The 17,415-nt window shown below is 74.4% G+C and carries 13 protein-coding genes; all 13 read right to left on the reverse strand.

The window, feature by feature from the left end:
- Positions 1-16: 16 nt before the first annotated feature.
- The 13 genes from cobC to LZ604_RS20190 all read right to left on the reverse strand — a co-directional run bounded on the left by cobC (position 17) and on the right by LZ604_RS20190 (position 17,329).
- Positions 17-1,108: an Rv2231c family histidinol phosphate aminotransferase CobC gene (gene cobC, locus LZ604_RS20130; RefSeq protein WP_234516791.1), complete on the reverse strand. Its 1,092-nt coding sequence runs from the start codon at positions 1,106-1,108 to the stop codon at positions 17-19.
- Complete coding sequence (locus tag LZ604_RS20135) at positions 1,098-2,033, reverse strand: sirohydrochlorin chelatase (protein ID WP_234516792.1); 936 nt, start codon at positions 2,031-2,033, stop codon at positions 1,098-1,100. The genes cobC and LZ604_RS20135 overlap by 11 nt, the downstream gene beginning before the upstream one ends.
- The gene (locus tag LZ604_RS20140; protein WP_234516793.1) at positions 2,030-2,614 is read right to left on the reverse strand and encodes a precorrin-8X methylmutase; all 585 of its coding nucleotides are present in this window, start codon (positions 2,612-2,614) and stop codon (positions 2,030-2,032) included. The genes LZ604_RS20135 and LZ604_RS20140 overlap by 4 nt, the downstream gene beginning before the upstream one ends.
- On the reverse strand, positions 2,611-4,293 hold the full coding sequence (cobJ, locus tag LZ604_RS20145) for a precorrin-3B C(17)-methyltransferase (protein WP_234516794.1): 1,683 nt from the start codon (positions 4,291-4,293) through the stop codon (positions 2,611-2,613). The genes LZ604_RS20140 and cobJ overlap by 4 nt, the downstream gene beginning before the upstream one ends.
- Positions 4,290-5,531, reverse strand: coding sequence for a precorrin-6y C5,15-methyltransferase (decarboxylating) subunit CbiE (gene cbiE / locus LZ604_RS20150; RefSeq protein WP_234516795.1), 1,242 nt, complete (start codon positions 5,529-5,531; stop codon positions 4,290-4,292). The genes cobJ and cbiE overlap by 4 nt, the downstream gene beginning before the upstream one ends.
- On the reverse strand, positions 5,528-6,346 hold the full coding sequence (gene cobM, locus LZ604_RS20155) for a precorrin-4 C(11)-methyltransferase (RefSeq protein WP_234516796.1): 819 nt from the start codon (positions 6,344-6,346) through the stop codon (positions 5,528-5,530). Before cobM ends, cbiE begins: the two co-directional genes overlap by 4 nt.
- Before the next feature lie 108 nt (positions 6,347-6,454).
- Positions 6,455-7,204, reverse strand: coding sequence for a precorrin-2 C(20)-methyltransferase (cobI, locus tag LZ604_RS20160; protein ID WP_234516797.1), 750 nt, complete (start codon positions 7,202-7,204; stop codon positions 6,455-6,457).
- Positions 7,201-8,556: a cobyrinic acid a,c-diamide synthase CobB gene (locus tag LZ604_RS20165; protein WP_234516798.1), complete on the reverse strand. Its 1,356-nt coding sequence runs from the start codon at positions 8,554-8,556 to the stop codon at positions 7,201-7,203. The genes cobI and LZ604_RS20165 overlap by 4 nt, the downstream gene beginning before the upstream one ends.
- On the reverse strand, positions 8,556-9,164 hold the full coding sequence (gene cobO / locus LZ604_RS20170; RefSeq protein ID WP_234516799.1) for a cob(I)yrinic acid a,c-diamide adenosyltransferase: 609 nt from the start codon (positions 9,162-9,164) through the stop codon (positions 8,556-8,558). The genes LZ604_RS20165 and cobO overlap by 1 nt, the downstream gene beginning before the upstream one ends.
- Complete coding sequence (locus tag LZ604_RS20175) at positions 9,164-11,167, reverse strand: putative cobaltochelatase (RefSeq protein WP_234516800.1); 2,004 nt, start codon at positions 11,165-11,167, stop codon at positions 9,164-9,166. Before LZ604_RS20175 ends, cobO begins: the two co-directional genes overlap by 1 nt.
- Positions 11,164-14,871 (reverse strand): cobaltochelatase subunit CobN, encoded by a 3,708-nt coding sequence (gene cobN, locus LZ604_RS20180; RefSeq protein ID WP_234516801.1) that lies wholly within the window; start codon positions 14,869-14,871, stop codon positions 11,164-11,166. The genes LZ604_RS20175 and cobN overlap by 4 nt, the downstream gene beginning before the upstream one ends.
- Complete coding sequence (locus LZ604_RS20185) at positions 14,868-16,376, reverse strand: cobyric acid synthase (RefSeq protein WP_234516802.1); 1,509 nt, start codon at positions 16,374-16,376, stop codon at positions 14,868-14,870. Before LZ604_RS20185 ends, cobN begins: the two co-directional genes overlap by 4 nt.
- The gene (locus tag LZ604_RS20190) at positions 16,373-17,329 is read right to left on the reverse strand and encodes a cobalamin biosynthesis protein (RefSeq protein WP_234516803.1); all 957 of its coding nucleotides are present in this window, start codon (positions 17,327-17,329) and stop codon (positions 16,373-16,375) included. The genes LZ604_RS20185 and LZ604_RS20190 overlap by 4 nt, the downstream gene beginning before the upstream one ends.
- Between the last annotated feature and the right edge of the window lie 86 nt (positions 17,330-17,415).

The following is a 17,415-nucleotide window of genomic DNA, read 5'->3' on the forward strand; positions in this document are numbered from 1 at the left end:
CGTCCGGCGTTCCCCCTCACCGCCCCGCCAGCGTCACCGCACGGTCCAGGGCCTGCACGAAGCGGTTCACCGTCGCCCGGTCCCGTACCGCCAGCCGCAGCCACTTGCCGTCCAGGCCCGGGAACGTGTCCCCGCGGCGCACCGCGAAGCCGAGATCCCGCAGATGGCGGCGTACCGCCGCCGCACGCGCCAGGCGGACCAGGACGAACGGGCCCTCGGCCGGCTCGACCACATGCAGCCCGTCGGGCCCGAACTCCCGCAGTCCCGCCACCAGATGCGCCCGGTCCGCCGCCACCCGGTGTGCCGCGTGCGCCGCCTCCGCCAGCGCCCGGGGCGACACACATGCCTCGGCCGCCGCGAGCGCGGGCGTGGACACCGGCCACAGCGGCTGCGCCCGTTCCAGTTCGGCGATCGTCCCGGGTTCGGCCAGGACGTAGCCGATGCGCAGGCCCGCCAGCCCCCAGGTCTTGGTCAGGCTGCGCAGGACCACGAGCCCGGGCACGTCCGTGCGGCCGGCCAGCGCCTCCCGCTCCCCGGGAACCGCGTCCATGAACGCCTCGTCGACCACCAACGTGCGTCCGGGGCGGGCCAGTTCGGTGATCGAGGCCGCCGGATGCAGCACCGACGTCGGGTTCGTCGGGTTGCCTATCAGCACCAGGTCCGCATCCTCGGGAACCAGCGCCGGATCCAGGCGGAAGCCGTCCGCCTGCCGCAGCAGGACCCGGCCCACGGCATGCCCGGCCGCCCGCAGCGCCGCCTCCGGCTCCGTGAACTGCGGGTGCACCACGACCGGTCGACGGGCCTTGAGGGCACGCGCGAGCAGGACGAACGCCTCGGCGGCGCCCGCCGTGAGCAGGACCCGCTCGGCGGTCAGCCCGTGCCGCGCCGCCACCGCCGCCCGTGCGGCCCGCCCGTCGGGGTACGCCGCGAGCCCGTCCAGCGACCCGGCGATCACCTCGCGCAGCCATGCGGGGGGCGTGTCCGCCCGCACGTTCACCGCGAGGTCGCACAGCGCCGCCCCGTCGTCCCGGACCTCGGCGTCCCCGTGATGCCGTAGGTCGTGCGGACCGCCCTCGTGTTCCGTGTGCATATGAGTGTCAGTGTGCATGGGAGTGTGTGTGCCCACCGTGGTGGTGGTGCCCGTGACCGTGGTGGTGGCCGTCGTCGTCCGGGTGGAAGTGCGGCTGCTGCGGCAGCCCCACCTTGTTCTCGAAGCCCGGCAACGCGATCCGGTACACGCATGAGTCGCAGTTCATCCGCAGATCCCCCTTCACCGCCTCCTCGTACCGCTCCCTCACCAGGTCGAGCAGCTCCGGCTCCGGCCCGATGACGTCCGCCGAGCGCACCTCGACCTCCGGATGCGCCTCCGCCCAGCCCTCCGTCTGCTGCCGCACCCGGTCCGGCAGGATGCCCGTGAAGAGGAAATACGGCAGGACCACGATCCGCCTCGCGCCCAGCCTCGCGCACCGGTCGAGTCCGCTCGGCACATCCGGCGCCGCCAGGGAGACGAACGCCGTCTCCACGCCCGCGTACCCGCGCCCCTCCCACAGCAGCCGCGCCGCCTTGTACACCTCGGCGTTCGCGTCGGGGTCGGTGGAGCCCCGGCCCACCAGCAGCACGGTCACATCGGCCCGGTCCTCAGGGGTGCGGGCCGAGCCGCCCAGCGCCTCGTCCAGCCGCCGCTCCAGCACCGACAGCAGCGCCGGGTGCGGGCCGAGCGGACGTCCGTACGTGTACGAGATCCCCGGGTGCCGCTCCTTCTCGCGGGCCAGTGCCGCCGGGATGTCCCCCTTGGCGTGCCCGGCGGACACCAGCATCAGCGGCACGGCGGCGAACCTGCGCGCCCCCCGCTGCACCAGCTCGGCCACCGCCTCGCCCAGCGGCGGCGGCGACAGCTCGATGAAGCCGCCCGCGACGGGCAGTTCGGGGTGGCGGCGCCCCAGCTCCCGCACGAAGTCGCGGAACGCCTCGGCGCCGGCCTCGTCCCGGGTGCCGTGGCCGGCGATGAGCAGGGCGGGCGGCGGGGTGGTCACAGGCTCTCCTTCGAAGTGGGGTGGTACAGCAGGGCGTTGAGCGCGGCCGCAGCGACCGCCGAACCGCCCTTCTCGGACACGTTGCTCACGGCGGGCAGCCCACTCTCGCGCAGCGCCGCCTTGGACTCGACCGCGCCGACGAAACCGACCGGCAGGCCGATGACGAGCGCGGGGGAGGCATCGAGGGTCAGCAGCTCCTCCAGAGCGGTCGGTGCGCAGCCGATGACCCAGAGCGCTCCGGGGCCGACCTCCTCGTAGGCCAGCCGGATCGCATGCGCCGACCGGGTCAGCCCGGGACCGGACCTGGCGTCCTTCAGACGGCAGACCGTCTCGCGCCGGGTGATCCCGGCGGCCACCATCTCGACGTCCACGACCACCGGCGCTCCGGCGTGCAGCGCGGCGTGCGCCCCGGCCAACTCGGCCTCGTCCAGCACGAGATCCGTCGCGTACTCGAGGTCGGCGGCGGAGTGGATGACCCGTTCCACCACCGCCCGCGTCAGCGGAGGGAAGTGCGAGGTGTCCAGGCGGGCGCGCAGCCGCCGGAAGGACTCCTGCTCGATCGGGTGGACCACACGGTTCACTTGGGCTCCTCCTGCCAGCGGTAGCCGCGCGGCGTCACCATGCGTCCCGCGATCTCACGGGTCGCCGTGTTGCCGACGGTCACGACCGTCATCATGTCGACCGTCGCCGGGTCGAGACCGGCCAGGGTCGTCAGCCGGGCGGACTCGTCCGGCCGCGACGCGTTCCGTACGACACCGACCGGCGTCGAGGGCGCCCGGTGCCCGGCGAGGATCGCCAGCGCCTTCGGCAGCTGCCAGTGCCGGCCCCGGCTGCGCGGGTTGTAGAAGGTCACCACGAGGTCGGCCTCCGCCGCGGCGCGCACCCTGCGCTCGATGACCTCCCAGGGGGTGTGCAGGTCGGAGAGGCTGATCGACACATGGTCGTGGCCCAGCGGCGCGCCGAGGATCGCCCCGGCCGCGAGCGCCGCCGTGACCCCGGGCACCCCCACCACGTCGATGTCGTCGGACGCCTCGGCCAGCGCGGGCGAGGCCATCGCGTACACCCCGGCGTCGCCGCTGCCGATCAGCGCCACCGCATGCCCCTTCCGGGCCTCGGCGACCGCCGTACGCGCCCGCTCCTCCTCGGCGCCGAGCCCCGATTCCAGGATCCGGGTGCCGGGCCGCAGCAGATCGCGGATCTGGCCGACGTACTGGTCGAGCCCGACCAGCACCGACGCGCGCCGCAACTCCGCCCGAGCGCGCGGCGTCAGCAGGTCCCGGGCGCCGGGGCCCAGCCCGACGACGGCGAGCCGTCCGCGCCCCGGCCTGCGGACCACGGCACAGGTCGCCATCGCCGGAGTCCCGGCCGACCTGCGCTTGGGCACCAGGAGTTCACCGCCGCCGACCAGCGCGGCCGCCTCCGCCACGGACGGCGTGCCCACCGCGGCGAGCGGCGCGTCGGAGGGGTTGGGCACCTCGACCTCCGCCAGCTCCTCCGCGGGATACGTCACCACGGGCACCCCGAGCCGCTCGGCCGCGCCCAGGATGCCGGGCTCCTCGGCCTTGGCGTCGACGGTGGCGAGTTCGGCGAGCGACGCGGGGGAGAGCCCGGCGTCCCGCAGTGCTTCCTCCACCAGGGCGAGGACCTCGTCGACCGGAGCGCCCTTGGACGCGCCGACGCCGACGACCAGGGACGGCGGCCGCAGCAGGACCTCGTGCGTGGCGGGCTCCACGGCCCGGTCCGTCACCCGGATCGTGTACGCGCCCTCCACAGCGACCGGCAGCGGCGGCAGCGGCCAGCTCACCTCCGCCGCCAGGGCCACCGGCTCCCCGTCGAGCAGCGCCCGCGAGACCCCGGCGACATCGCCCTGGACGGGGAACCCGAGCATGTCGAGGCCCGGCAGCCCCACCGCGTCCGTCGCGGTCGTCACCACGGGCTCGGCCCCCAGCACCTCGCCCACCGCGCGGGCGAGTTCATTGGCCCCGCCCGCATGCCCGCCGACCAGGGACACCGCGAACCGGCCGCCCTCGTCGACACACACAACGCCCGGGTCGGAGACCTTGTCCGCCAGCAGCGGGGCGACGAGCCGGACGACCGCCCCGGTCGCCAGGAAGCACACCAGCTGGTCACACTCCGCGAACGCGGCCCGTACGGCGTCCCCGGCCGGGCCGTCGTACACCCGCGTCCGGTCGGGCCACGCCGCCGCCAGCCGGTCCCGCGCAGCCGCCCCCGCCGCGGTGGCGGAAATGAGGCCGATCACTGAGCAACTCCTTCGGTACGCGCCGGAGGCCGCGTGCCCCACAGCAGGAAAACAGGGTTGGTCGCGGCGAGCCGGGTCACGTCGCCCGGCAGCGGCGCCAGCCGGGACGACTGCAGCAGCACGCCGTCGCAGGTGAACCCGGCCCCGATCAGCGCCTCGCGCGCCGCCGGTACGCGGTCCAGCGCGGCCATGGCGATCACCACGGCCCGCCGCGCCCGCCGTGCGCACGCGGTCACGATGGCGGGCAGCTCGCGTCCGCCGCCCCCGACGAACACGGCGTCGGGCTCGTCCAGCCCGTCCAGCGCGCCGGGCGCGGCACCGTGCACGACCCGCACGTCGACGCCGTGCGCCGCGGCATTGGCCCGGATTCGTGCGACACCGTCCGCGGTCTTCTCGATCGCGGTGACGGCCGCACCGAGCCGGGCGCACTCCACGGCCACCGAGCCGGAGCCCGCGCCGACGTCCCAGACCAGATCGCCGAGGCGCGGCCCCAGCCGGGCCAGCGCCAGGGCACGGACCTCGAACTTGGTGATCATGGAGTCGCGGTGGGTGAACGCGCTCTCCTCCAGGGCCCAGACGTCGGGGCCGGGCTCCGGTCCCGCCACCGTGCGCACCGGCCCGAGAGCCGCCGCCGGGTCGAGGCACAGCACCACGCTGACCGCCGCACCCCAGTCGCGTCCCGCTGCCTCGGCGGGCGTCAGGCGCTCCACGCGCTCGTGCCCGGGATCGCCGAGTGCGCTCGCCACGACGAGGACCCGCTCGCCGGGGCCGCCGGCGAGGGCCGCCCCCAGTTCGGCGGGGCCGGCACCCGGACCGGTGAGCACGGCCACCTTCGGACGCGCCCGGCACACCTGCACCGCGGTCCGCAGATCACGGCCGTGCGCGCTCACCACCACCGCGTCGTCCCATGGCAGCCCGAGCCGCGCGAAGGCGGTGGCCACGGAGGACACACCCGGCCGCACGTCCAGCCGCTCCGGCCCGAACCGCTCGGCCAGCGCGCGGACGATCCCGAAGAAGGCGGGGTCCCCGGAGGCGAGCACCGCGACCCGCCGCCCCTTGCCGAGGTGGTGCTCGATCGCGTCGAGCGCGGGTGCCAGCGGCCCCAGGACGATCCGCTCCGCGTCCTGAGGCAGCCGGGCGGCCGCCAGATGCCGGCGGGCGCCCACCACCAGGTCCGCCCCGGCGACCGCGTCCGCGGGAAGGGGCGTCCCGGTGCCCGTGCCGACGACGGTGATCATGTGTTCGCGCCGCGGGCGCGCAGGGCCTTGCGGGCCTCCGGGTCGGCCTTGCGGTAGCCGTGGAAGTGACCGGGGTGGTACAGGTGCGAGCGGGTGCCGTGGGCGTCGAGCGCCGGGCCGACCAGGAACAGGGTGTGCTTCCACAGCTTGTGTTCCTTGACGGTCTCCTCCAGCGTGCCGATGGTGCACCTCACCATCAGCTCCTCCGGCCAGGTCGCCTGGTAGGCCACCACGACCGGGGTGGTCGTCGGATAGCCGCCCTCCAGCAGCTCCCGTACCAGCTGGCCGCTGCGGGCCGCCGACAGGAAGATCGCCATCGTGGTGCCGTGCCGGGCGAACTCGCGCACCTCCTCCCCGGGCGGCATCGGCGTCTTGCCGCCACCGAGCCGGGTCAGCACGACGGACTGGGCGACCTCGGGGATCGTCAGCTCCCGCCGTGCGAGCGCGGCGACGGCGGAGAACGCGGAGACACCCGGCACGACCTCGGTCTCGATGCCGATCCCGGCGCACCGGTCGAGCTGCTCCTGGGTGCCGCCCCACAGGGCCGGGTCCCCGGAGTGGATCCGGGCCACGCGCAGGCCCTGCGCGTGCGCCCGCTCGTACACGGCGACGACGTCCTCCAGGGACAGGGTCGCCGAGTCCAGGATCTCGGCGCCCTCGCGCGCGTGCTCGAGGACCTCCGCCTGCACCAGGCTGGCCGCCCAGATCACGACGTCGGCCTCGGCGATGGCGCGCGCGGCACGGAACGTCAGCAGGTCGGCGGCGCCGGGGCCGGCACCGACGAAGGTCACCTTGCCGGTGGGGGCATCGGCCATGGGAATCGGTCCTCTCCTACGAAAACTCGGGTGGTGCGGAACGCGGATGCGCACAGGGCCGGCATTCGTCCGGCCGCCGGCGGTCCCGGCGCGCTGATCTGCCGGCGGTCACAGCTTGCCGCCGCGGGTGCCGTCGCGCCGGGCCGGCGAGATGAGGGTGGACAGGTAGGGCAGCGGCCGGCCGTCCAGGTCGGAGGCCGGCCGGACGGACTCCTCCGGCAGCCCGAGCGAGGCCCCCCACACGGCGTCGTCGATGCGCCCGGTCTCCCGCAGCGCCTCGGCCACCTCGTGCGCCTGCCGCCCGAACTTGTAGGCCACGACGGTACCGGGGCCGCCGAGGGCGTCCTTGAGCGCCGCGGAACCGGCCGTGACGGGCACGAGCGTCAGCGGTTCGGTGCCCTCGGTCAGCACCGCACCCGACCGTGCGGCCAGGTCCTGCATGGCGGTGATGCCGGGCACGGTCTCGATGCGCGTTCCCGGCGCCAACTCCTGCACGGTGTGCGCGAGATAGGTGAACGTCGAGTACACGTTGGGATCGCCGATGGTCGCGAAGGCGACGGCGGAGTGCCGGCCGAGGAGCCGGGCCACGCGCTCCCCGGCCGCGTCCCAGGCCGCCTCGCGCCGCGCCCGGTCGGTGCGCTCGTTGAGCGCGAACACGACGCGGACGACCTTCTCCTCGGGCACGTAGTGCAGCACGGTCGCCTCGGCGCGCCCGCGCTCCCCGTCGTCCGTTCCGTCCGGGGCACCCATCACGGGGACGACGACGACGTCGGCCTCCCGCAGAGCGTTGACGCCCTTGACGGTCACCAGCTCGGGGTCGCCGGGGCCCACCCCGACTCCGATCAGCCTGCTGCTCATGACGTCCGGCACCTCTCCACGAACCGATGGGCCGCACCGGGCGTGGCGGCCCAGTGCGTGTGCAGATAACTGGCGTGCACACCTTGCTGTACAAAACCTTCGACGCGCCGCGCGGGGACGCGCACCCCCCAGGCGGGAGCCGCCCCCGCCGCGGGCTCGACCACGGTCCGGTGGAACTCATGGCCCCGCATCCGCGTTCCGGCCACGGCGAGGACACTGTCGCTCACGGCCACCGCGTCCCGGTAGCCGAGGGTCAGCCGTTCGCTCATCCGGGCCTTCGCGTCGAGCACCCCGCACATGGGCTGCCCGTCCAGCTCGCGGCACAGGTACAGCAGACCGGCGCACTCGGCGGCGACCGGGGCGCCGCCGAGCGCCAGCTCGGCGACGGCCTTGCGGAGGGGCCCGTTGGCGGACAGCTCGGCGGCGTACACCTCCGGGAAGCCGCCGCCGATGACCAGCCCCGCCGTGCCGTCCGGCAGTCGCTCGTCCCGCAGGGGGTCGAAGACGACGACCTCGGCGCCGGCGGCGGCCAGCAGTTCCCCGTGCTCGGCGTAGGAGAACGTGAAGGCGGGGCCGCCGGCCACGGCGACCACGTCCCCTGCGCCGGTCCCGCAGGCCGGCGCTTCCCAGGGGGCGTCCGGCAGCGCGCCCGCGCTCCGCGCCAGCGCGTACAGCGCGTCCAGGTCGCACCCCTGGCGCACCTGCTCGGCCATCGCGGCGACCGCCTCGACCGCCTCCGCCCGCCGCTCGGCCACCGGTACCAGCCCGAGGTGCCGCGAGGGCGTGCCGACTCCGGCCACCCTGCGCAGCACCCCCAGCACCGGCACCCCGGACGCGTCCAGTGCGTCCCGCAGCAGCTCCTCGTGCCGGTCCGACGCGACCTTGTTCAGGATCACGCCGCCGATCCGCACCTGTGGATCCCAGGACGCGAACCCGTGCACCAGCGCCGCCACCGACCGCGACTGCGAGGACGCGTCGACGACCAGCACCACGGGCGCCCTCAGCAGCTTCGCCACCTGCGCCGTGGAGGCCAGCTCCCCCTCGCCGGCGGCTCCGTCGTACAGCCCCATCACACCCTCGACCACGGCCAGGCCGCAGCCGCGCGCGCCGTGCAGGAACAGCGGCGCGATCAGCTCCGGTCCGCACAGGTACGCGTCGAGGTTCCGTCCCGCGCGCCCGGTCGCGAGCGCGTGGTACCCGGGGTCGATGTAGTCGGGCCCGACCTTGTGCGGGGACACGGTGAGCCCCCGCCCGGCGAAGGCCGCCATCAGCCCCGTGGCCACGGTGGTCTTGCCGCTGCCCGAGGAGGGCGCGGCGACGACCAGCCGGGGGACGGAGGAGGGGGAGGACATCACCACTCGATGCCCTTCTGGCCCTTCTGGCCCACGTCCATCGGGTGCTTCACCTTGGACATGTCGGTCACCAGGTCGGCGAACTCCACAAGCCGCTCGGGCGCGTTCCGTCCGGTGATCACCACATGCTGGGTGCCGGGGCGGGTACGCAGCACCTCGACGACCTCCTCGGTGTCGACCCAGCCCCAGTGCATCGGATACGCGAACTCGTCCAGCACGTACAGCCGGTACGTCTCCGCGGCCAGGTCACGCTTGACCTGCTCCCAGCCCTCCCGGGCCTTCTCCTCGTTCGTCGCGTTGTCCCCCTGGAGGTCGCGCTGCACCCACGACCAGCCCTCGCCCATCTTGTGCCAGTTGACGGTTCCGCCCTGACCGGACGCCCCCAGCACGCGCAGCGCGTTCTCCTCGCCGACCTTCCACTTGGCCGACTTGACGAACTGGAACACCCCGATCGGCCAGCCCTGGTTCCAGGCGCGCAGCGCGAGCCCGAAGGCGGCGGTCGACTTGCCCTTGCCGACGCCCGTGTGCACGACGACGAGCGGGCGGTTTCGTCGCTGACGGGTCGTCAGTCCGTCGTCCGGCACGACACTCGGCTGTCCCTGCGGCATTACGCGGCCCTCCTCGTGGTCCTCTGTGTGCCCTGCACGTTCCGTACGAGCCCGGCGATGCTGTCCGCGCGCAGCTCGTCCAGCGTCACCGCCGTACCGCCCAGCTCCCCGGCGAGCCGACCGGCAAGCCCCAGCCGCACGGGCCCCGACTCACAGTCCACGACCACGGACGCGACACCCTCGGCGGCCAGCAGCCCCGCCGCACGCCCGGCGAGTGCGACCGCATCGGTGCCTCCGGTGGCCCGTCCGTCCGTCACCACCACGACCAGGGCGCGCCGCGCGGGGTCCCGCAACCGCTCGACCCGCAGTACGTCATGGGCCTTGAGCAGCCCGGCGGCCAGCGGTGTCCTGCCTCCGGTCGGCAGCGACTCGAGCCGGGCCGCCGCCGCGTCCACGGACGAGGTCGGCGGCAGCGCGACGTCGGCCGCCGTGCCCCGGAAGGTCACGAGCCCCACCTTGTCCCGCCGCTGGTAGGCGTCGAGCAGCAGCGACAGCACGGCACCCTTCACGGCACCCATCCGCTGCCGGGCGGCCATCGACCCGGAGGCGTCGACCACGAACAGCACGAGATTGCCCTCGCGGCCCTCCCGCGTCGCCTGCCGCAGATCGTCCCGGCGCACCACGAGCCCGGGGCCCGACCGCCCGCGCGCCCGCTGGTGCGGTGCCGCCGCCTGCACGGTCGCCGCGAGGTGCAGCTTGGTGAGCGCTCCCCGGGGCCGCCGTGCGCCCGTGGTCCGCCCGTGCTCGGTCCGCGCCCGGGACCGCCGGCCGGCGGCGCCGTCGCCGAGCCCCGGCACCGTCAGCACCTTGGCCCGGAAGGGCTCGGAGGCGCGGACGGCCCCCTGTTCCCCGGAGCCGGAGGACTGGGGCCGGCCGCTCTCCCCGGCCTCGGGCCGCGCGGCGGTGTCGCCGCCGCCCTGCGGGGCGTCGTCCGGCGCCGGCTGCCCGCCCCCGCCGCCGGGACCGTCCGGCCCCGGATCGTCGTCGTCCGAGCCGCCGAACTGCTCCAGGGTCTCGTCGAGCCTGTCCTCGTCGAGTCCCGGAGCGTCGAAGGGGTTGCGCCGCCGCCGGTGCGGCAGGGCGAGCAACGCGGCCTGCCGCACGTCCTCGGCGAGCACATCGCTCCGTCCCGCCCAGGCGGCCAGCGCGGTGGCCGTGCGCGCCATCACGATGTCCGCGCGCATGCCGTCCACCTCGAACGCGGCGCAGGTCGCCGCGATCTGCCGCAGCGCCCCGTCTCCGAGCCGCACGGACGGCAGCAGCTGCCGCGCGGCCACGATCCGCGCCCGTACGGCGGTCTCCTCCTCGGCCCAGCGCGCCGCGAAGCCCTCGGGGTCGTCGTCGTAGGCGAGCCGCCGCCGGACGACCTCCACACGCTGGTCGGGCTCGCGCGAGGCGGACACCTCCACCGTCAGCCCGAACCGGTCGAGCAGCTGTGGCCGCAGCTCGCCCTCCTCCGGGTTCATGGTGCCGACGAGCAGGAATCGGGCGGCGTGCCGTACGGACACACCCTCGCGCTCGACGTAGGAGGCGCCCATCGCGGCCGCGTCGAGGAGCAGGTCGACCAGGTGGTCGTGGAGGAGGTTGACCTCGTCGACGTAGAGGATCCCGCGGTGCGCGTCGGCGAGCAGTCCCGGCTCGAACGCCTTCACGCCCTCGGCCAGCGCACGTTCGATGTCGAGGGCGCCCACGAGCCGGTCCTCGGAGGCGCCGACCGGCAGCTCCACCATGCGGGCCGGCCGCCGCGTCCCCGCGCCGGCCTCGTGCGGCCCGTCCGGGCAGCGCGGGTCCGGCGCCGCGGGGTCACAGGAGAAGCGGCACCCGGGGACCACGTCCACCTCCGGCAGCAACGCCGAAAGGGCGCGTACGGCGGTGGACTTGGCGGTGCCCTTCTCGCCGCGCACCAGCACCCCGCCGACCGCCGGCGACACGGCGTTCAGCAGCAGCGCGAGCCGCAGGTCGTCCTGGCCGACGACGGCCGTGAACGGAAAAGGAGTACTCACTTCTCGTCGCCCTCCAAGTCGCCTTCCAGTTCCAGGTAGGTGGCACGCAGCCGCTCCAGCGTGTCCGCGTCCGGCTCGGCCCACAGGCCGCGGTCGGCGGCCTCGAGGAGCCGCTCGGTGATGCCGCGCAGCGCCCACGGGTTGGACTTCTTCATGAAGTCGCGGTTCTCGGCGTCGAAGACGTACTCCGCGCTGAGCTTCTCGTACATCCAGTCGTCGACGACTCCGGCCGTGGCGTCGTAGCCGAAGAGGTAGTCGACGGTCGCCGCCATCTCGAAGGCACCCTTGTAGCCGTGGCGCCGCATGGCCGCCATCCAGCGCGGGTTGACGACACGGGCGCGGAAGACCCGGTGCGTCTCCTCGCCCAGCGTGCGGGTCTTCACCTGGTCGGGCACGGCGGAGTCGCCCACGTACGCCTCGGGTGAGGTACCGGTCAGATGCCTGACCATCGCGACCATCCCGCCGTGGTACTGGAAGTAGTCGTCCGCGTCGACGAGGTCGTGCTCACGGGTGTCGACGTTCTTGGCGGCCACGGCGATCCGCCGGAACGCGGTCTCCATGTCCCCGCGCGCCGCCCGCCCGTCGAGCCCGCGCCCGTACGCGTAGCCGCCCCACACCGCGTACACCTCGGCGAGGTCGGCGTCGCTGCGCCAGTTGCGGGCGTCGATCAACGGCAGCAGCCCGGCACCGTACGCCCCCGGCTTGGAGCCGAAGACACGGGCCGTGGCGCGCCGCCGGTCGCCGTGCACGGCGGTGTCCTCGTCGGCGTGGGCGCGTACGAAGTTCCGCCCGGCGGGCTCGTCCAGCTCGGCCACGGTGCGCACCGCGTCGTCGACGAGCGCGACGACGTGCGGGAACGCATCCCGGAAGAAGCCCGAGATACGGACCGTGACGTCGATACGGGGGCGGCCCAGTTCCGCCAGGGGAATCACCTCGAAGCCGGTCACGCGGCGGGAGGCGTCGTCCCAGACCGGACGGCAGCCCAGCAGCGCGAGGATCTCGGCGATGTCGTCGCCCTGGGTGCGCATGGCGGAGGTGCCCCAGACGGTCAGGCCGACCGAGCGGGGGTATTCGCCGGTGTCCTGGAGGTACCGCGCGACCAGCGAGTCGGCCAGGGACTGCCCGACCTCCCAGCTCAGCCGGGAGGGAATGGCCTTGGGGTCGACGGAGTAGAAGTTCCGGCCGGTCGGCAGGACGTTGACCAGACCCCGGGTCGGGGAGCCCGAGGGACCGGCCGGGACGTAACCGCCGTCCAGCGCCTTGAGGATGTGCCCGATCTCGTCGGTGGTCCGGGCCAGCCGGGGCACCACCTCGGTGCAGGCGAACTCCAGCACGGCGACGGCGTCGGGGACTTCGGTGCCGAGCACGTCATGGACCAGGGCGGGAACCGCCGTGACCTCCCACGCCCGCGATTCCATCCCCTCCGCGATCCGCCGGCACAGCTGCTCCAGCAGGTCGATCGCGTCGGCGGCCGTGCGCGAGGGACCCTGGACCAGGTCCGTCAGCTCCACCGGCACCTTCACCGGCGCACCCGGCGTGGCGAGCAGCTCCTTCTCCACCAAGCCGAAGTGTTCCGCCAGCGAGGCCCGCAGCCCCGGAAGCGCGTTCGCCTTCCCGCCCCACACCTGCGAGGCGCGCAGCACGGCGAGGACGAGGTTCACCCGGGGCTCGCCGACCGGGCCGCCGCCGAGGATGTGCAGACCGTCGCGGATCTGCACGTCCTTGATCTCGCACAGATAGCCGTCGATGTGCATGACGAACTCGTCGAACGCGTCGTCGTCCGGCTGCTCGTCCACATGCAGGTCGTGGTGCAGTTCGGCGGCCTTGACCAGGGTCCAGATCTGGGCCCGTACGGCGGGCGCCTTGGCCGGGTCCAGGTCGGAGACGAGCGCGTACTCGTCGAGCAGCTGCTCCAGCTTGGCCAGGTCTCCGTAGGTGTCGGCACGGGCCATCGGCGGGACCAGGTGGTCGACGACCGTGGCGTGCCCGCGCCGTTTGGCCTGGGTGCCCTCGCCCGGGTCGTTGACGATGAACGGGTAGACCAGCGGAAGCTCGCCGAGGACGGCGTCCGGCGCGCAGCCCCGGCTCAGCCCGAGGCCCTTGCCCGGCAGCCACTCCATCGTGCCGTGCTTGCCCATGTGCACGATCGCGTCGGCCCGGAAGGTGTTCTCCAGCCAGCGGTAGGCCGCCATGTAGTGGTGGGACGGCGGCATGTCCGGGTCGTGGTAGATCGCGATCGGGTTCTCGCCGAAACCGCGCGGCGGCTGGATCATCACCACGACGTTCCCGAAACGCAGTGAGGCCAGCACGATGTCGTCGCCGTCGACGTACAGGCCGCCCGGCGGCTCGCCCCACGCCTGGACCATGGCGTCCTTGAGGTCCGCGTCCAGCGTGTCGAACCATGCCCGGTAGTCGGCGAGGGGCACCCGCGCGGGCGCGGCGGCCAGCTGCTCCTCGGTGAGCCACTCGACATCGTGGCCGCCGGCCTCGATGAGCCGGTGGATCAGCTCGTCGCCGCCCGAGGGGTACTCGGTCAGTCCGTACCCGGCGTCCCGGAGGGCGTCCAGGACCCGTACCGCCGACGCGGGCGTGTCCAGGCCGACCGCGTTGCCGACCCGGGAGTGCTTGGTCGGGTAGGCGGTGAAGACGAGCGCGAGCCTCTTCTCGGCGTTCGGCTTGTGCTTCAGCCGGGCGTGCCGTACGGCGATTCCGGCGACGCGCGCGGCCCGCTCCGGGTCGGCGGTGTACACCGGCACGTCGTCCGGACCCTGCTCCTTGAAGGAGAAGGGCACGGTGACGAGGCGGCCGTCGAACTCCGGGATCGCCACCTGCATCGCCGCGTCCATGGGGGACAGGGCCGCATCCGACTCCTCCCACGCGGCGCGCGAGGAGGTGAGGCACAGCCCCTGCAGCACGGGGACGTCCAGGTCGGCGAGCGCCCCGATGTCCCAGGCCTCCTCGTCCGCCCGCCCCCCACCATCGCCCTCGACGGAGGTGCTGCGCACCACGGGATCCTTTCCGCCCGCCGACGCCTGTGCCGCGTGGGTGCCGCCGGCGGCGAGGACGGTGGCGACGAGCGCGTCCGTCCGGCCGAGGATCTCGTACAGACCGGCATCGGCGCCGCGCAGGGATCCGCAGTACACCGGAAGGGCGTTGGCGCCCCGCTCCTCGATGGCGTCGCACAGGGTGTCCACGAACGCGGTGTTGCCGCTGAGTTCGTGGGCGCGGTAGAAGAGCACACCCACGGTGGGGCGGCCCTCGGTCCGGGCACGCTCTCCGTGGACGCCGTACTCGGGCATCTTCTGCGGCTCGACGAAGCCCTCGCCCGTCAGCAGCACCGTGTCGGACAGGAAGCGGGCCAGTTCGGTGAGGTTGGCGGGACCGCCCTCGACCAGGTACCGCAGCGCCTCCGCCACGACGCCGGCGGGCACGGACGACTCCGCCATCAGCTCCGCGTCGGGGACGGCCTCCCCGCCGAGCAGCACCGTGGGGATACCGGCGGACCTGAGCGCGGCGAGCCCGTCCTCCCAGGCGCGCTTTCCGCCCAGCAGCCGAACGACGGCGATGTCCGCGCCCTCGATCAGCCCCGGAAGCTCCTCCGCGACGTCCACGCGGGCCGGGTTGCCGATCCGGTAGGGCGCGCCGGAGGCACGGGCCGCCAGCAGATCGGTGTCGGCGGTCGACAACAACAACACTGTGCTCATGCGGGTGCTCCCGGTGGAATGAAGGGCAGTCCTTGCGGCGCGCCCGACTCGATGAGCCGCCACAGCGCGTCCGTGTCCGCGTGCTGTTCGATCAGGTCGCCGAGCCGGTCGAGCTGCTCCTCGCGCAGCGCGGCGAACGACGTGCCGGGGGCCGGAACGAAGCGGCGGCCCGCGGCGGCCGCCACCTCGCGCAGGAACGCCCGCCGGAAACCGTCCGACTCCAGGGAGCCGTGCCAGTGGGTGCCCCAGACGGCGCCCACCCGGCAGCCGTCCAGGAAGGGCTCTCCGCCCAGGACGTCGGCGACCCCGTGGTGGATCTCGTAGCCCTCGACCCGCTCGCCGAGCGCCTCGCCGACCGGACGGGTCAGGGTCTTCTCGCGTGCGAACCGCACCCGCACGGGAAGCACCCCGAGCGCGTCCACCGGGCCCCGGCGGCTCTCGACGTCGTCCTCGATGTGCTCGCCGAGCATCTGGAAACCGCCGCAGATGCCGAGCACGGGCCGCCCGTCGGCGGCCCTCCTGACGATCGCCTCCGCCAGCCCCCGCTCCCGCAGCCAGTCGAGGGCCCGGACCGTGCCCCGGGTGCCCGGGAGGACGACGAGATCCGCGTCGGCCAGTTCCTCGGGCCGGTCCACGAACCGCACGACGACGCCCGGTTCGGCGGCCAGGGCGTCCACATCGGTGAAGTTGGACATCAGCGGGACGGCGCACACGGCGACCCGCAGCACGTCCTCGCCGAGGGGCGCGGCCACCTGCGACTCGCGGACCGCGCCCCGCAGCGACACCCTCAGCCCGTCCTCCTCGTCGATGCCGAGGCCGTGCCGGAACGGCAGGACCCCGTACGTCCGCCGCCCGGTGAGGCCCTGCAGCATGTCGAGCCCCGGCTCCAGCAGGGAGACGTCCCCGCGGAACTTGTTCACCAGGAAACCGGAGACCAGTTCCTGGTCCTCACGCGAGAGCAGCGCGACGGTCCCGAAGAAGGAGGCGAACACACCGCCGCGGTCGATGTCGCCGACGACCAGCACGGGCAGCCGCGCCCCCCGCGCGATGCCCATGTTCACGATGTCCGTCCGCCGCAGATTGATCTCGGCGGGACTGCCGGCCCCCTCACAGATCACCGCGTCATACGTGCCCCGCAACTCGGCGAGGCAGTCCAGGACGGTGCCGAGGAGCCGCTGCTGCCGCCCGCCGTGGTAGCCGCGCGCGCTCAGCTCGCCGACCGGCTTGCCGAGCAGCACGACCTGACTGCTCTGCTCGCCGCCCGGCTTGAGCAGCACGGGGTTCATCAGCGCGGTCGGCTCGATGCGGCAGGCCCCCGCCTGCATGGCCTGCGCCCGCCCGATCTCGGCGCCCTCGCGGGTGACGAACGAATTGAGGGACATGTTCTGCGCCTTGAAAGGCGCGACCTTGACCCCCTGCCGCACCAGCCACCGGCAGATCCCGGCGGTCACGACGCTCTTGCCCGCGTCGGAGGTGGTGCCGGCGACGAGGAGACCGCCGCTCATGACGTACGTCCCTTCGCGAGAACCCTACGGGTGAGGAGGCGACCGGCGACGGTGACGCCGAGCGCGAGCGCGGTCACGCGGCGGGACAGCCGCACCGCCCGTTCGATGTCGTCGATCCGGACGGCACGCCCCCGGGTGTTGAGCAGGGGCCGGTGCTCGACCCGCCCCGCGTACGACAGCGTCCCGCCCAGCCGCACCCCCAGCGCCCCCGCGAAGGAGGCCTCCACGGGACCGGCGTTGGGGCTCGGGTGCCGTCCGGCGTCCGCCCGCCAGGCGCGCACCGCCCCGCGCCGGTCCGGGCCCGTGGCCGCCGCGAGGAGCGCGGTCAGCCGGGCCCCGGGCCAGCCCGCGAGGTCGTCGAGGCGCGCCGAGGCCCACCCGTAGCGGCGGTGACGGGGCGACTTGTGACCGACCATGGCGTCGAGGGTGTTGACGGCCCGGAAGCCGACGAGCCCGGGCACCCCGCCCACGGCTCCCCACACCAGCGCGCCCACCACGGCGTCCGAGGTGTTCTCCGCGACGGACTCGACCACGGCCCGCGCGATCCCGTCGGCGTCGAGCGCCTGCGGATCCCGCCCGCACAGGTGCGGCAGCCGCGCGCGGGCACCCTCGATGTCGCCCGCCGCGAGGGAGCGCCCGACCAACTGGGCCTCGCGCGCCAGCGAAGTACCGCCGACGACGGCCCAGGTGGCGGTGGCGGTCAGCGCGACCGACGCGGTACGGGACGGACGTACGGCCCGTGCGGCCAGCGCCGCGGACGACACGGCACCCCCGACGCACAGGGCGGTGTGCAGCGCGCCCCACCCGCGGTGGTCCCGCCACAGCACCCGCTCCACGGCAGCCGCGGCCCGTCCGAACGCGGCGACCGGGTGCCCGCGGCGCGGATCGCCGAGGAGCAGGTCGCCGAGGAGACCGGCGGCGGCGCCGTACGCGAAGACGCGATCGGCACCCATGGGCTCAGCCGAGCGTGGGGTGGGGCAGGACCCGGGTTCGGGACCTCAAGCGGCAGCCGCGCATGGCGATATGTCCTCACTCAGGG

It is taken from the genome of Streptomyces glomeratus (genome assembly GCF_021462825.1).
GTDB lineage: Bacteria > Actinomycetota > Actinomycetes > Streptomycetales > Streptomycetaceae > Streptomyces > Streptomyces glomeratus.

What these genes read in the sequence shown, in the direction of transcription:
- cobC (WP_234516791.1), bottom strand. Translation starts at nt 1,108, where the DNA reads ATGCACACTGACACTCATATGCACACGGAACACGAGGGCGGTCCGCAC.
- cbiE (WP_234516795.1), bottom strand. Translation starts at nt 5,531, where the DNA reads ATGATCACCGTCGTCGGCACGGGCACCGGGACGCCCCTTCCCGCGGAC.
- cobM (WP_234516796.1), bottom strand. Translation starts at nt 6,346, where the DNA reads ATGGCCGATGCCCCCACCGGCAAGGTGACCTTCGTCGGTGCCGGCCCC.
- cobI (WP_234516797.1), bottom strand. Translation starts at nt 7,204, where the DNA reads ATGAGCAGCAGGCTGATCGGAGTCGGGGTGGGCCCCGGCGACCCCGAG.
- LZ604_RS20165 (WP_234516798.1), bottom strand. Translation starts at nt 8,556, where the DNA reads ATGTCCTCCCCCTCCTCCGTCCCCCGGCTGGTCGTCGCCGCGCCCTCC.
- cobO (WP_234516799.1), bottom strand. Translation starts at nt 9,164, where the DNA reads ATGCCGCAGGGACAGCCGAGTGTCGTGCCGGACGACGGACTGACGACC.
- cobN (WP_234516801.1), bottom strand. Translation starts at nt 14,871, where the DNA reads ATGAGCACAGTGTTGTTGTTGTCGACCGCCGACACCGATCTGCTGGCG.
- LZ604_RS20185 (WP_234516802.1), bottom strand. Translation starts at nt 16,376, where the DNA reads ATGAGCGGCGGTCTCCTCGTCGCCGGCACCACCTCCGACGCGGGCAAG.
- LZ604_RS20190 (WP_234516803.1), bottom strand. Translation starts at nt 17,329, where the DNA reads ATGGGTGCCGATCGCGTCTTCGCGTACGGCGCCGCCGCCGGTCTCCTC.